Source organism: Microbacterium profundi (assembly GCF_000763375.1).
GTDB classification, from domain to species: domain Bacteria; phylum Actinomycetota; class Actinomycetes; order Actinomycetales; family Microbacteriaceae; genus Microbacterium; species Microbacterium profundi.
The window spans coordinates 873946-886336 of record NZ_JPSY01000001.1 but is presented as its reverse complement, the minus strand read 5'-3'; the positions used below and the strand labels follow the sequence as shown (position 1 = coordinate 886336).

Below are 12391 nucleotides of genomic sequence, written 5' to 3'. Positions count from 1 at the left end.
ATATGTTCCACGGAAAGTAAGATGGGTCGCATGTCTGAGATCGATCGTGTGGCGCGTTTCGTCGAGCAGTGGCGTGAGCAGCGACCGGAGCTGGATCCCAGCCCGATGGCCGTCATCGGCAGGATGCGTCGGATCTCGGACGACTTCACCGCTGCGCTCATCGAGAACTATCGCCGCTTCGGGATCGGCGAGGGCGAGTTCGACGTGCTGTGCGCGCTTCGTCGCGCAGGGGATCCGTTCGCCCTGCCGCAGGGCGAGATCGCCGAACATACGATGGTGACTGCCGGGGCGACCTCGAAACGTGTGGATCGCCTGATGGCCGGCGGCCTCGTCGCCCGGCATCCGCTCGCCGAGGACGGAAGAGGCCGGGTCGTGACGCTGACGCAGAGCGGCCGCACGCTGATCGACGAGATGTATCCCGTTCATCTGGCGACAGAGGAGGCGCTGCTGCGCCCTCTCGACAAGGCCGAGCGGGCGCAACTCGAAGCTCTGCTGATCAAGCTCGCGATCGGCTGAACAGGTCCGAATCAGGCCGGCTTCGCCGCTTTCGGGTGCAGGACGCCGGATGCTGCGCCCAGCGCCGCGCCGACGAGTGTGTCGATGATCCGTTCCAGCGCGACGTCCATCGATCCGATCTGCCCGGTCGCCGCCCCGGTGAGCAGCAGCACGAGGGGTGTGATGATCATCAGGGCGAGTGCATAGTGGCGTACGACCACGAGTTCGACCGAGAACTGCATGATGCCGAGCATGAGCGCGATCCACAGGCCTGACGGATGCAGCAGGGCAAGCAGTGCGTACACGCCGACGCCCAGTACGGTCCCCAGCATCCGGTGCAGCCCTCGCTGGAACGCGGCTCGACGATCTGCGGCGACACCGATCACGGCGATGGCCGCTCCGACGATCCAGTAACTGCGGTCAGGGTCGACGAACATCCCGATCAGCACGCCGAGTACGGCGACGATGGCGACACGCAGCAGCAGTAGGCGGGAGGCATCGTCGAAGGATGGGCCCGGCAGAAGCTCGCGCAGCGGGCGCGCCGGATGCGAGCGCACGCGATGGATGACGAGCGGCGACAGCGCCACCAGGTACGAGAAGAGGCAGCCGGCCGCGATCGTCGCGGTGTAGGTGAGCGGTGCGATCGCGGCGTGCGCGGTCACCTGGGCGGAGAGACCGAAGACGAGTACGAAGAAGATCGGTCCCGGCGGGCCGAGGCGGAATCCGAATGCGAGCCCGGCCGCGGCCAGGGCGATCACGACGATGCCGATGGCGACCAACCAGGTGTTCGCACCGGCGAGTGCCCCGAGCGCTGCGCTCACGATCAGCCCTGCCGCGATGATGGGCAGTACTCTGGCCCGCTCGACCACGGGAGCAGCGCCGGCGAAGAGCACCGTGAAGGCGCCGGAACCGGCGATGTAGCCGAGAGTCGGATGGCCCAGCAGGGTCATCACGGCGATCGGCACCGCCATCCCGATCGCGGCCTGCAGCCCCAACTGCCACCGAGGGCCACGCGACGGACCGAAGGCGAAGAGACTCACACCTCTATTGTCCTCTTGTCCCTCGGCCGTTCTCGCCGAGGAGCTGCCACAGTCGTGCCCATTGTCCGGGAGTGAGGTCCCTCGGCAGTGCCGCGCGCGCGATGCCGGCGCCGTTGAGCGCGCGGTCGATGCCCACCGTCGGATGTCCTTCAGCCCGAAGAATCCGGCGGATGCCGTTGCCTCGGCTTCGGAAGACCGCGCCGACGAAGCGTTCGAACCGTTGCCGATCGCGAAACGGGAGGAGCGGCGTCGTGCGGCGCTCGATCGTGAGGATGCCGCCGTCCACGGCCGGCATCGGCCGGAAGTGGCGAGCGGGCACGCGCTCGTGCAGGCGGAACTCGTACCAGGGTCCGGCCTGCGCGGTCATCATGGTGGCCCCGCCCACACCGGCGCGCTTGCGCGCGACCTCCCACTGCGTGAGCAGGATCGCGTGCTGCCATTCGTGAGTGGACAGCAGTCGGCGCAGCAACGGCGTCGTCAGATGGAAGGGGAGATTGCCGACGATCACCGGACGATCCAACGGCTCGAGCATGGCATCGGCAAGCTGGATGCTCGCGCCGCGGATACGTGTGCGCAGGTGATCGACACGCTGCGCATCGATGTCGATCGCGCGCAGGTCTCGTCCCAATCGAGCGAGGTGGTGGGTGAGGGCGCCATCGCCGGCGCCGATCTCGAGGATCGCTCCGTCGGTGGCAGCGGTGAGCGTCGTGAGCCGTCGGAGGGTCGGGCGATGGGTGAGGAAGTTCTGGCCGAGTTCGTGTCGGCCACCGGTATGGGATCGAGGTCGCAAGGTGCGCTCCAGTCGTGAGGAAGGAGCACCCGGGAGCGGGCGTGCGAGGGCAGGGCGAACGCGCCTCCGGGTGCAGGACATCCGGAACGACGACGCGCAGTGGCGTTATTCGACCATCAACGCGCCGTCAGGCGCGGCGGTCGCGGAACGTGAAGCAGCGCGTGTCGAACAGCGCACTCTTGACTATCAAACCCATGGCCGACAGTCTACGGGTCGTGTCAGCGCGCCGCGAGCCACTGTCGTGCGCGACCCGGACAAGCCGACGCTCTGGCGCTGCGTGCAGTCGATACGATGACGGCGTGACCACCGTCACCGTGCGCCCGGCATCGCCGACCGGCTCTCCCGGATGATCCGGCTGCCGACCGTATCGGCCGAGCTCGACGAGCGCGGCGCTGGGCCGTTCGAGGACTTCGTGGCGCTGATCGCCGAGCTGTACCCGCTCACGTATTCGATGCGGCCGAGGTGACGCCCGTCTTCTCGTGAGTCAGCCGGCGCGCGACGGGGTGCTGCTGATCCGGTTCAGAACAGTGCCGTCGGAAGTGCGCCCTCGAATTCCAGCAGCCACCGCTTGGTCAGAAGGCCCTGTCCGCTGTCGCCTCCCGAGTACCCGCCGAGCCCGTCGCTGGCGACGACGCGGTGGCAGGGCACGATGATCGGCACGGGGTTGGCGCCCATGACCGCGCCGACGCCGCGCGCGGGGATGCTGGTGCCGCTTCTCGCAGCGAGCTCGCCGTACGTGACAGACTCGCCGTGATCGACGGTCTCGGCCAGTGCGGTCAGGACGGCGTGGGTGGTCTCGGTCTGGTGCCCGAGATCGAAGGGCACGTCGAAGCGCGTGAGCCGGCCGTCGAAGTAGGCGCGCAGTTGCCGCATCGCCTCGAGCAGTACCGGGTCCGGTTCTGCGGCGTCGCTCTCGGGCGGCGGTGCGCCGCGCCACGACACACGGGTGACCGACTCGCCGTCGCTGAACACGGTGAGCCTCCCGACAGGGGTCTCGAGGATGCCGGTCGACATGCGCTCGACTGTAGTCGCAGTCTCAGACATCGCTCGGGGGCGTCAGAGCTCGATGCCGTTGGATTCGTCGTTCACCCCGGCGTTGCCGCCCTTTCGCGATTCGACCGCGATGAGCCACACGAGTGAGACGACGGCGGCGAGCAGCAGCCCGAGCCAGACGTTCTGCAGGATGAGCCCGATCACCACGCCCAGCACGACGAGGACGACCGTGCCGCCGAGCCAACTCCACCGCTGCTTCTTCGTCGCCGCCATGCCCTCAGCATAGGGTCGCGACCTGAACACGAGTCAGCGTCGCCGGTGATCCTCGGGCGCCAGTCGAGGGCCGCGGCGCGCTTCGAGCAGACCGCTGGCGAGGATGAGCCGGATGACGCGGTGCCGGTGACCCGTCCAAGGTGCCAGGAGCTCCAGCATCCCGTCGTCGTCGACACGTGCACCGGTGAGCGCGTAGCCGACCTGGTGAGCGAGGTGGTAGTCACCGACGCTCACGGCATCTGGATCGCCCAGGGCGCGGCTTCGTGTCTCGGATGACGTCCACGCCCCGATGCCGGGAAGGCTGGTGAGGATGCGGTCGCGCTCCGCGCCGGTCTGCGCAGCGAGCACGACGGCGCTGATCCGCTCACCGCGTTCGGCGGCACGCACGATCGCACGCGACTGCGGAGGTTCGACTCCAGCACGGTGCCAGGCCCAGGACGGGATGAGGCGCCAGCCGTCGATCGTCGGCGGCGCGAACATCGGCCTCGGGCTCGGACCGGGTGCGTGTTCGCCGAACCGGGTGACGAGGGTGCGCCATGCACCGAACGCCTGGAACGATGTGACCTTCTGCTCGATCACCGAGCTCGCGAGTGCGTCGAAGACGAGATCGGTGCGGGTCAGGCGGGTGCCGGCCGTACGGCGAGCGACGTCGGCGAGGTGCGGATGCCCCGCCGCGATCAGGCTCGAGACATCGAAGCCGCTCGCGTCGTCGTCCGCGCCGCAGAGCGCGGGCAGCTGCATGAGTGCCCAGTCCGACCCAGGGCCCCACGCGGTCGCGTGAATCCCTTCGCTGCTCTGCCGCAGCGCGAGGGTCGCGACGCCGGCGGGCGTGCGGCTCGCGCGCCACAGCGCCATGCCGTCGACGAGCATGGTCGGATCCTTGGGCCCGCGCATGAGCACGCCGACCGTGCGGAACAGATTCAACGGGTGCGCAGGACGGTACACGGTGGTGCGCGGCGACTCGATCGGAGCGTGTGCTGCGGGTGCGGCATCCGCTGTCGTCGTCATGCGAACACCCTACGTCGCGCCGCTGACACCGCGGTGTTCACAACTCCTCACAGATCGCCGATCCTGCCGCGGAACCGCGTCATTCGTGCTGATCCCGGCTGTTTCTTGAGGAGTTATGAACGAGCGCGAGCTGGAAAATCAACCCCTCAGAAGCGGTCGGGCGAAGGCGTGCCGTGCCCGTAGCGGATCACGACGTCCGCGTGACGGTCGAAGCGGTAGCCGACGCCGCGGACCGTGCGCACGATGTCCTCGTAGCGGCCGAGCTTGGCGCGAAGGCGACGCACGTGCACGTCGATCGTGCGCTCGCCGGGGGTCTCGTCATCCGGCGACTGCCAGAGGGCACCGACCAGTTCAGTGCGCTCGATCGTGCGCCCCTCGCGGAGCACGAGGTACTGCAGCAGTTCGAACTCCTTGTATGTGAACGCTGCCGAGTCTCCGTCGATCAGCACGCGCTTGCGGGAGATGTCGACGGTGACGCCGTAGTCCTCGTCCTTCTCCTCTTCGTCCGCGGCCTTGGTGCGGGCGATCGCACCGGGCTCCTGAAGGGCGAGGCGCACGACGTCGAGGTCGCGTCCGCCCGAGCCGTGCGGCGCGAGGGCGACGGTGGCGTGGGTCTCGGCGCCGGGGGCGAGTTCGGCGAGTGTGCGGCGGAGGGCGTCGACGAGCAGCGGCAGGCTGACGCCGGCTTCGGCGGCCTTGATCTCATCGAGTCCGACGTAGAGGGCGAAGCCGCGCGGTGAGCGGGTCGCGGGAAGGTCTGCTGGTACGGCCGGTGCGACCGCGGCCGGTGCCTGCTCGATGAGCGGCGGAACAGCACGGAGATGAGGGGCGCGGGTGGCAGAACGCTCGAGGGTTGCGATGTTCGACATGATGATGGGTTCCTTGCGAAGGGTGAGCCGATACGGCTCGGATGTGTTGCGTGAATGACCGAGAAGGCCGGGAACGAGCACGCAGGTGGGTGCTCGGGCTCCTTCTTCGCAGATCGCGAATACGGGGAGCGTGGCGGGGCGGCTGGGGTCAGCTACACATTCGGCAACACATGCCAACGCAGCCGGGCATCATCATCCCGGCAGTCCTGTTCGCCTCCTGGGCGGACGAGGGGCGCGCGTTGGTGGTCATGGGTGGATTATTACTGAGAAAGTCGTGTCGTGTCAAAACGTAACCTTGTGTCCGCGGGTGGGCTTACCGTGGAATGATGACTGGTTCGCACATCGTCGACGGCTTCATCCTCACCGATGAGAAGGATGCTTCGCGATACACCCTCACCCGTGACGGAGTGCTCGTGAGCGCTCTCGACTACCGCGACGACGGCAGCACGATCGCCTTGACCAGGGCCTTCACGATCCCGACTTTCCGCGGAAACGGGCATGCGGCGCGAGTCGTCGAGGGTGCGGTCGACGACATCCAGAGCCGCGGCGATCGCAAGGTTGATCCGGTCTGCTGGTACGTCGCCGAGTGGTTCGCGCAGAACCCCGAGCACGCAGGGCTGCTGCGCCGTCGATGACCGCTGCGGCGTGTGACGCTCTGTTACGGATCGTGTCGCACCTGCAAGGATGAGGACACAAGCCCCGCCGGAGGGTCGAATCCGGCCCTGCAGGGCGGAGGGCAGCCCAGATCTCGCATCGCGCAGCCCCGCACGCCGCACAGGTGAAGGTGCATCTCGCACACTGCATGACCGCGTGTCGATCGTCATGGTGAGGGTGGGTCAGGGGACCTTCCGGCTCGAATCCACAGGTTCATATTCGATACAATGGAATTCTGCTCAGCACCGTTCGCTGAGGCGGTCAGCGCCCAGAACGGTGGCTGGTCCGAGGCTTGAAACCTCCGGCATCCTCATACGACACCGGAGGTTTTTCCATGTCTGCGACCCTGCGCGCTCACCCCAAGGCCAAATGGTGGGCGCTGTTCATCATCTCGCTCACCCAGCTCGTCGTCGTCCTCGACGGCACCATCGTCAACATCGCCCTTCCTCAGGCACAGGTCGCCCTGAACATGGACGACCACCTGCGACAGTGGGTCGTCACCGCCTACGCTCTGGCGTTCGGGGCGCTGCTGCTGCTCGGCGGCCGCATCTCGGATTACTGGGGGCGCAAGCGCACCTTCATGGTCGGCATGATCGGCTTCGGCCTCGCCTCGCTCTACGCCGGTCTGGCGATGGCCGGCTGGGAGCTCATCCTCGGTCGCGCTCTGCAGGGCGTGTTCGCGGCGATGCTCGCGCCCGCCGCCCTCGCGCTGCTCACGACGCTGTTCCCGTCCGGCAAGGAGCGCAACACCGCGTTCGCGGTATTCGGAACCGTCGCCGGTGCCGGCGCGGCCGTCGGCCTCGTGCTCGGCGGATTCCTCACGGAGTTCCTCGACTGGCGGTGGTGCCTGCTGGTCAACCTCTTCTTCGTCGCGATCGGCCTCATCGGCGGTGCGCTGTTCCTCAGCGAGAGCAAAGCCGACGGTGACAACCGCTACGACATGTGGGGTGCGCTGTTCGTCACCGCAGGTCTCGGGGCACTCGTCTACGGCTTCAGCCTCGCCGAGACCGGTTGGGCCAACCCGATGACCATCACCTTCATCGCGCTCGGCGTGGTTCTGCTGGCCGTGTTCGTGTGGGTCGAGACCCGGGTGAGCAACCCGTTGCTTCCGCTGCGCGTCGTCACGCACAAGGTGCGCGGCGGTGCCTTCCTCATCCAGGCCGTCGCCGGCAGCGTGATGATCGGTGCGACTCTGTACCTGACGTTCCACCTGCAGATCGTGCTCGGGCAGGGAGCGTTCGAGTCTGGGCTCGCGAGCCTTCCGCTGCCGTTGGGCACCATGCTTCTCGCTCCGCTCGCCACGAAGATGCTCGGCACGGTCGGTCCGCGTCCGCTGCTCATCGGCGGCCCGCTCATCGTCGCCGCCGGTCTCGTCTACCTGTCGTTCATCACGCCCGGTGGCAACTACTTCGTCCAGGTCGCTCCGGCACTGCTCGTCATGGGCTTCGGCATGGCGTCGGTGTTCATCCCGCTGCAGAACGTGGCCCTCACCGGCGTGAAGCCGCATGACGCGGGTGTCGCATCCGCTGTGACCAACTCGGCCATGCAGATCGGCGGATCGATCGGACTCTCGGTCTTCACGGCCGTCTACGCGGCCGTCGTCGGCGGGCAGAGTGCAGTCAGCCTCGACGTCCTGGCGGACGGTTACAGCGCGACCTTCATCGCCGCCGCGATCGGAATGGTGCTGGCGTCGATCATCGCAGCCACGATGGTGCGCGGTCGCAAGGAGGATCTGCTGCCGCAGGGCGCAGCGGACGCGGAGAGCACGCCGGTCCTCGTGCACTGATGTTCGCAGAAGGCACCGCTGCGCGTTGGCAGCGGTGCCTTCGGTGCCGCTGCGTCCTTCGCGGTTTCCGAGCCTGTCGAAGGGTGCTGCGGCACGCCTCGACGTGAATGTCGGTGGCCGTCCGTACCGTGTGAGTATGCGAATCCTGCACACCTCCGACTGGCACATCGGCCGCACGTTCCACGGCACCTCGACCATGGATGCGCTGGCCGAGGTACTGAGCGCGCTGGTCGAGCAAGTGCGTGACAATGCCGTGGATGCTGTGATCGTCGCGGGTGACGTGTTCGACTCCTCGACGCCCGCCGGCCCCGCATACACACTGCTCGGCGACACGCTGGTCGCCCTCCACGACACCGGCGCCAAGGTCATCGTCACGAGTGGCAACCACGACTCCGCAGCGCGCCTTGGATTCCAGGCGCGGCTGCTGCGCGACGGCATCCATGTGGTCACCGATCCGCGTGCGATCGGCACGCCGGTCACGATCTCCGACTCCGACGGTCCGGTGCACTTCTACGGCATCCCGTACCTCGAACCGGCGATCGTGCGCCAGTACTGGCCAGATGCCACTCTCCGCACGCAGGCGCAGACGATGGCGCATGCGATGGGGCTCGTCCGTGCGGGAATGGCTGCGCATGACGGACGCTCGGTCGCGATCGCGCACTGCTTCGCCGCCGGGGTCGATGCCACGGCAGGGCTCGAGCGCGAGGTGCGCCAAGGGGGCCTCGATGTCGTGCCGCTCGATGTCTTCGACGGTCCCGACTACATCGCGCTCGGGCACATCCACGGACGGCAGCAGCTGAGCGACCGTGTCAGGTATGCGGGGGCGCCGCTGCACTACAGCTTCGGCGAGCAGCACAAGGAACGCGGTTCCTGGCTGGTCGATCTCGATGCCGCCGGCCTCGCTTCCGTAGAGTGGCTGCCGCTGCCGGTGCCGCGCCGGCTCGTGACGCTCACGGGAACGCTCGAAGAGATCCTCTCGACTGAGAACATCGCGGCGCACGCCGGCGATTGGGTGTGCGCGGTGTACACCGACGCGCTGCCGCAGTCCGAACCGATGCGCCGCCTGAAGGCGCACTTCACGCACTGCGCGATGGTGCAGCACGCTCCGGTGGGTGGGGCCGAGCGCGCGGAGCGTTCGTACGCCGAGCGTCTGAAGTCCGCCGTCACCGATACAGAGCGCATCGAGGCGTTCCTCGAGCACGTGCGTGCGGGGCAGGGCCCGAGTGAGCGCGAGCGCGAGCTCATCCGCGAGATCCTCGACGAGCGCGTGGCCGCCGAGGCCCTCGTCTAGTGCGCCTCCACCGTCTCGAGATCGAGGGATTCGGTCCATTCCTCGATCGACAGGTCGTCGACTTCGACGGCTTCGCCGACGACGGCATCTTCCTGATCGCCGGTCGTACGGGAGCAGGCAAGTCGAGCATTCTGGATGCCGTCTGCTTCGGCCTGTACGGCGGCGTGCCACGGTACGAGAGCGGAGACAAACGGCTGCGCAGCGACTACTGCGCTCCCGAAGACGTCAGTGAGGTGGTCGTCGAGTTCAGCACGACCGCCGGTCGGTTCCGTGTCACGCGTTCGCCGGAGTACCAGCGCCCGGCAAAACGAGGTGGGGGGCTCACGAAGCAGGCCTCTGGCGTGCAACTGGACTCTCTGGGTGACGACGGCTGGGTGACTCTCGCTGCCAAGGAGAAACGGGTCGCGGACGAACTCGACGAGATCCTGCAGCTGAGCCGAGAGCAGTTCCTGCAGGTGATCCTGCTCGCCCAGAACCGGTTCGCCCGCTTCCTGCTCGCCGACAGCAAAGAGCGGCAGGCGCTGCTGCGCCGGCTCTTCGGCACGGAGCGATTCGATGACGTGCAGTCGCGGTTCGACGAGCGGCGCCGCTCCGCCGAGCACGCGCTCGCCGGTCTGATGGCCTCCGTGACGGCACGGATGGAAGAAGCGGAGCGCGTCGTCACTGTCGCGGCCCTTTGGGGAGATCGTCCGATCGACGACGAAGCCGTTCCTGCCGCGTCCGGTTCCGGCGGCACGGAAGCGCGTCTGGAGTCGCTGCGTCTCGCGCTCACCCGCGCCGAGTATCAGGCCGAGCGCCGCATCGCCGAGCAGGACGATGCCGAGAAGACGCTTACGGCGGCGGATGTTGCACTCGTCGCCGCGCGCGAGGAGAAGAAGGCGCAGCAGGAGCGCGACCGCGCACGCGCTGCACTCGCTGCGCTCGACGCCGAGGAACCGCAGATCGTCGAGGCGCGACAGTCGCTCGAGCGCGCGCGGGCCGCCGAGGCGCTGCGCGCCACGATCACGGCGACGACACGTGCGGAAGATGCGCGCGCTGCAGCTGCTGCCGCAGAGGAGGCTGCGCGGTCGGCGTGGGAGGCGACAGGCACAGAATTCCCCGAACCAGCGGCCGAGTCCGGCCAGGGTGAGCACGGTGCTGAGGTATCGCGCGATGGCGGATCAGGCACCCGCCCCGATGCGATCGCAGCACTGGAGACCTGGGCCGCTGACCGCACCCGCGAGAGCGGCGCATGGGCGCGTGCCGCCGAGCTGGAAGCCACGGCTCCGGTATTGGCCGCGGAACTCGCGTCCGCCGAGAAGCAGGTGTCGACGGCATCCGAGCGCGTCGATGCAGGGGAGGGGGAGCGCGCTGCGCTTCCTGGCCGTCGTGTCGAGCTGGCAGCGCAGCGAGATGAGATCCGGCGCCTCGCCGACCGTGTCGAAGATCTCGCACGTTCCCACGACGCGGCGAAGACGAGGCGCGACGCTGCTGTCGAGAGCGCGCGGCTCAGCGGTGAGCTGGAGACCGCAGAGCGTCGACTTTCCGAAGCCAGCACTGCGCTGGCCGCCGCCCAGACCGAGCTCGCCGAACTGCGTCGTCGCCGCCTCGACGGCTTCGCCGGGGAGCTCGCGACCGCTCTCGTCGAAGGCGAGCCCTGTGCGGTGTGCGGATCGACCTCGCATCCCGCTCCCGCCGCGCACACCGACCCCGTCTCGGCAGACGACATCGAGTCGGCCGAGGCGGTTCGGGATGCCGCGACCGAGGCAGAACGCGGCGCCGCAGAACGGTTCGCCGCAGTGCGTGCCGAGCTCGCGGCGGCAGAGGCTCGAGCAGAGAAGCGCACGATTGAAACGGCGGAAGCCGAGGTCGAGACTGCCGCGGCGGCTCATGCCGGTGCTGTTGCGGCGGCCGACTCGCTGCCCGCACTCGAGGCCCGGCTATCGGAGGCGGACGCACGCGCCGTGCAGCTCGAGAACGAGCGCACGGAATCTGCTGCCGCGCTCGCCACCGCTCGCGAATCGCTCGCACTGATCGAGCAGCGCAGCCGCGAGGCGCAGGAGTCGATCGCCGACGCCCGTGGTGCGTTCGGCTCGGTGCGGGAGCGTCTGACCTCTGCGGAAGCGCAGATCGAAGCCGCGCAGGCGTTGGCTGCTGCTCTCGCCGAGCATGCCCGACGTGCGACTGTGCTGATCGAGGCGCAGGCAGAGCAGCACGCTGCCCTCGCGGCCTCCGACTTCGACGATGCCACGGCGGTGCAGCACTCTCTGCGCTCATCCGCAGAGCAGGCAGCGCTCGATTCACGCATCACCGCGCACAGCGTGCAGCGTGCGAAAGAGCGTGCGACCCTGCTCGAACTCGAACTGCGCACTCTCCCCGAAGACCCCATCGACCTGGCCCCGGTCGAGCAGTCGGCAACCGATGCGCGTGCCACCTGGAAGACAGCCGTCGATACCGCCAACCGTGCGCAGAGCACGGCGGAGCAGCTTGCGGGACTCATCGACTCCGCAGCGTCCGAGCACGCGCGGAGCGCTGATCAGCAGGCCGAGTACCAGGTGATCCGCGGCCTCGCCGACACGATCGCCGGTCGCGCAGGCAACACCCACAAGATGACGCTCGAGACATTCGTGCTCGCGGCGGAGCTCGAAGAGATCGTCCAGGCAGCGAACCGGCGCCTCAGCGACATGTCGACGGGGCGATATCAGCTGCAGCACTCAGACGCGCTCGCGGCTCGGGGCGCAGCATCCGGTCTCGGCATCGTCGTCTTCGATGCCTTCACCGGACAGACGCGGCCCGCGCAATCGCTCTCGGGAGGGGAGACGTTCCTCAGTTCGCTCGCGCTCGCCCTCGGTCTCGCCGAGGTCGTCACGGCGCGCGCCGGCGGCATCCAGCTCGACACCCTCTTCATCGACGAAGGATTCGGATCCCTCGACGCCGACACGCTCGACGTCGCGATGCGCACTCTCGACGAACTGCGCTCCGGTGGCCGCACTGTCGGGATCATCAGCCACGTCGAGTCGATGCAGGAGCAGATCCCCGCTCAGCTCGTGGTCGAGCAGACCGAGAACGGTCCGAGCCGCATCCGCACCTGAACCCCGGTTTCGACTCTTCGCTGCGCTCATCGCTCAACCCGTTTCGTCTCCGGCGCTTCGCGCGTCCGCTCAACGACCCGCGGCGCCTGTGGGGCGTTGAGCGAGCGGAGCGAGACGAAAC

At 68.2% G+C, this 12391-nt stretch carries 11 protein-coding genes; 5 read left to right on the top strand and 6 right to left on the bottom strand.

The window, feature by feature from the left end; genetic code table 11:
* Positions 1–30 precede the first annotated feature (30 nt).
* Positions 31–516, top strand: a complete 486-nt coding sequence (locus JF52_RS0104120; protein ID WP_033106289.1) for a MarR family winged helix-turn-helix transcriptional regulator — start codon at positions 31–33, stop codon at positions 514–516.
* A gap of 11 nt (positions 517–527) precedes the next feature.
* Here the strand turns inward: JF52_RS0104120 and JF52_RS0104115 are convergent, their stop codons facing one another.
* From JF52_RS0104115 to JF52_RS0104090, 6 genes are all read right to left on the bottom strand, one after another.
* Positions 528–1535, bottom strand: coding sequence for an FUSC family protein (locus JF52_RS0104115; RefSeq protein ID WP_033105149.1), 1008 nt, complete (start codon positions 1533–1535; stop codon positions 528–530).
* A 4-nt stretch (positions 1536–1539) separates the two neighbouring features.
* Positions 1540–2325 (bottom strand): 23S ribosomal RNA methyltransferase Erm, encoded by a 786-nt coding sequence (gene erm / locus JF52_RS0104110; protein WP_033105148.1) that lies wholly within the window; start codon positions 2323–2325, stop codon positions 1540–1542.
* A 519-nt stretch (positions 2326–2844) separates the two neighbouring features.
* Complete coding sequence (locus JF52_RS0104105; RefSeq protein WP_033105147.1) at positions 2845–3339, bottom strand: methylated-DNA--[protein]-cysteine S-methyltransferase; 495 nt, start codon at positions 3337–3339, stop codon at positions 2845–2847.
* A gap of 42 nt (positions 3340–3381) precedes the next feature.
* Positions 3382–3591 (bottom strand): hypothetical protein, encoded by a 210-nt coding sequence (locus JF52_RS0104100; RefSeq protein ID WP_033105146.1) that lies wholly within the window; start codon positions 3589–3591, stop codon positions 3382–3384.
* Positions 3592–3624: 33 nt separating this feature from the next.
* Complete coding sequence (locus tag JF52_RS0104095) at positions 3625–4599, bottom strand: DNA-3-methyladenine glycosylase family protein (RefSeq protein ID WP_033105145.1); 975 nt, start codon at positions 4597–4599, stop codon at positions 3625–3627.
* 146 nt (positions 4600–4745) lie between these two features.
* Positions 4746–5468, bottom strand: coding sequence for a winged helix-turn-helix domain-containing protein (locus JF52_RS0104090; protein WP_033106288.1), 723 nt, complete (start codon positions 5466–5468; stop codon positions 4746–4748).
* 326 nt (positions 5469–5794) lie between these two features.
* On the opposite strand from JF52_RS0104090, the gene JF52_RS0104085 reads away from it, so the two are divergent.
* From JF52_RS0104085 to JF52_RS0104070, 4 genes are all read left to right on the top strand, one after another.
* Positions 5795–6103 (top strand): GNAT family N-acetyltransferase, encoded by a 309-nt coding sequence (locus JF52_RS0104085; RefSeq protein WP_052166740.1) that lies wholly within the window; start codon positions 5795–5797, stop codon positions 6101–6103.
* A gap of 353 nt (positions 6104–6456) precedes the next feature.
* Positions 6457–7908 (top strand): MFS transporter, encoded by a 1452-nt coding sequence (locus JF52_RS0104080; protein ID WP_033105144.1) that lies wholly within the window; start codon positions 6457–6459, stop codon positions 7906–7908.
* A gap of 136 nt (positions 7909–8044) precedes the next feature.
* Positions 8045–9199: an exonuclease SbcCD subunit D gene (locus JF52_RS0104075; protein WP_033106286.1), complete on the top strand. Its 1155-nt coding sequence runs from the start codon at positions 8045–8047 to the stop codon at positions 9197–9199.
* On the top strand, positions 9199–12270 hold the full coding sequence (locus tag JF52_RS0104070; RefSeq protein WP_033105143.1) for an AAA family ATPase: 3072 nt from the start codon (positions 9199–9201) through the stop codon (positions 12268–12270). The genes JF52_RS0104075 and JF52_RS0104070 overlap by 1 nt, the downstream gene beginning before the upstream one ends.
* Positions 12271–12391: the final 121 nt, after the last annotated feature.

Bases quoted from the DNA above. Each gene is read 5' to 3' on its own strand.
- JF52_RS0104095 (WP_033105145.1), bottom strand. From the start codon at position 4,599: ATGACGACGACAGCGGATGCCGCACCCGCAGCACACGCTCCGATCGAG.
- JF52_RS0104090 (WP_033106288.1), bottom strand. From the start codon at position 5,468: ATGTCGAACATCGCAACCCTCGAGCGTTCTGCCACCCGCGCCCCTCAT.
- JF52_RS0104085 (WP_052166740.1), top strand. From the start codon at position 5,795: ATGACTGGTTCGCACATCGTCGACGGCTTCATCCTCACCGATGAGAAG.
- JF52_RS0104105 (WP_033105147.1), bottom strand. From the start codon at position 3,339: ATGTCGACCGGCATCCTCGAGACCCCTGTCGGGAGGCTCACCGTGTTC.
- JF52_RS0104075 (WP_033106286.1), top strand. From the start codon at position 8,045: ATGCGAATCCTGCACACCTCCGACTGGCACATCGGCCGCACGTTCCAC.
- JF52_RS0104120 (WP_033106289.1), top strand. From the start codon at position 31: ATGTCTGAGATCGATCGTGTGGCGCGTTTCGTCGAGCAGTGGCGTGAG.
- JF52_RS0104100 (WP_033105146.1), bottom strand. From the start codon at position 3,591: ATGGCGGCGACGAAGAAGCAGCGGTGGAGTTGGCTCGGCGGCACGGTC.
- JF52_RS0104080 (WP_033105144.1), top strand. From the start codon at position 6,457: ATGTCTGCGACCCTGCGCGCTCACCCCAAGGCCAAATGGTGGGCGCTG.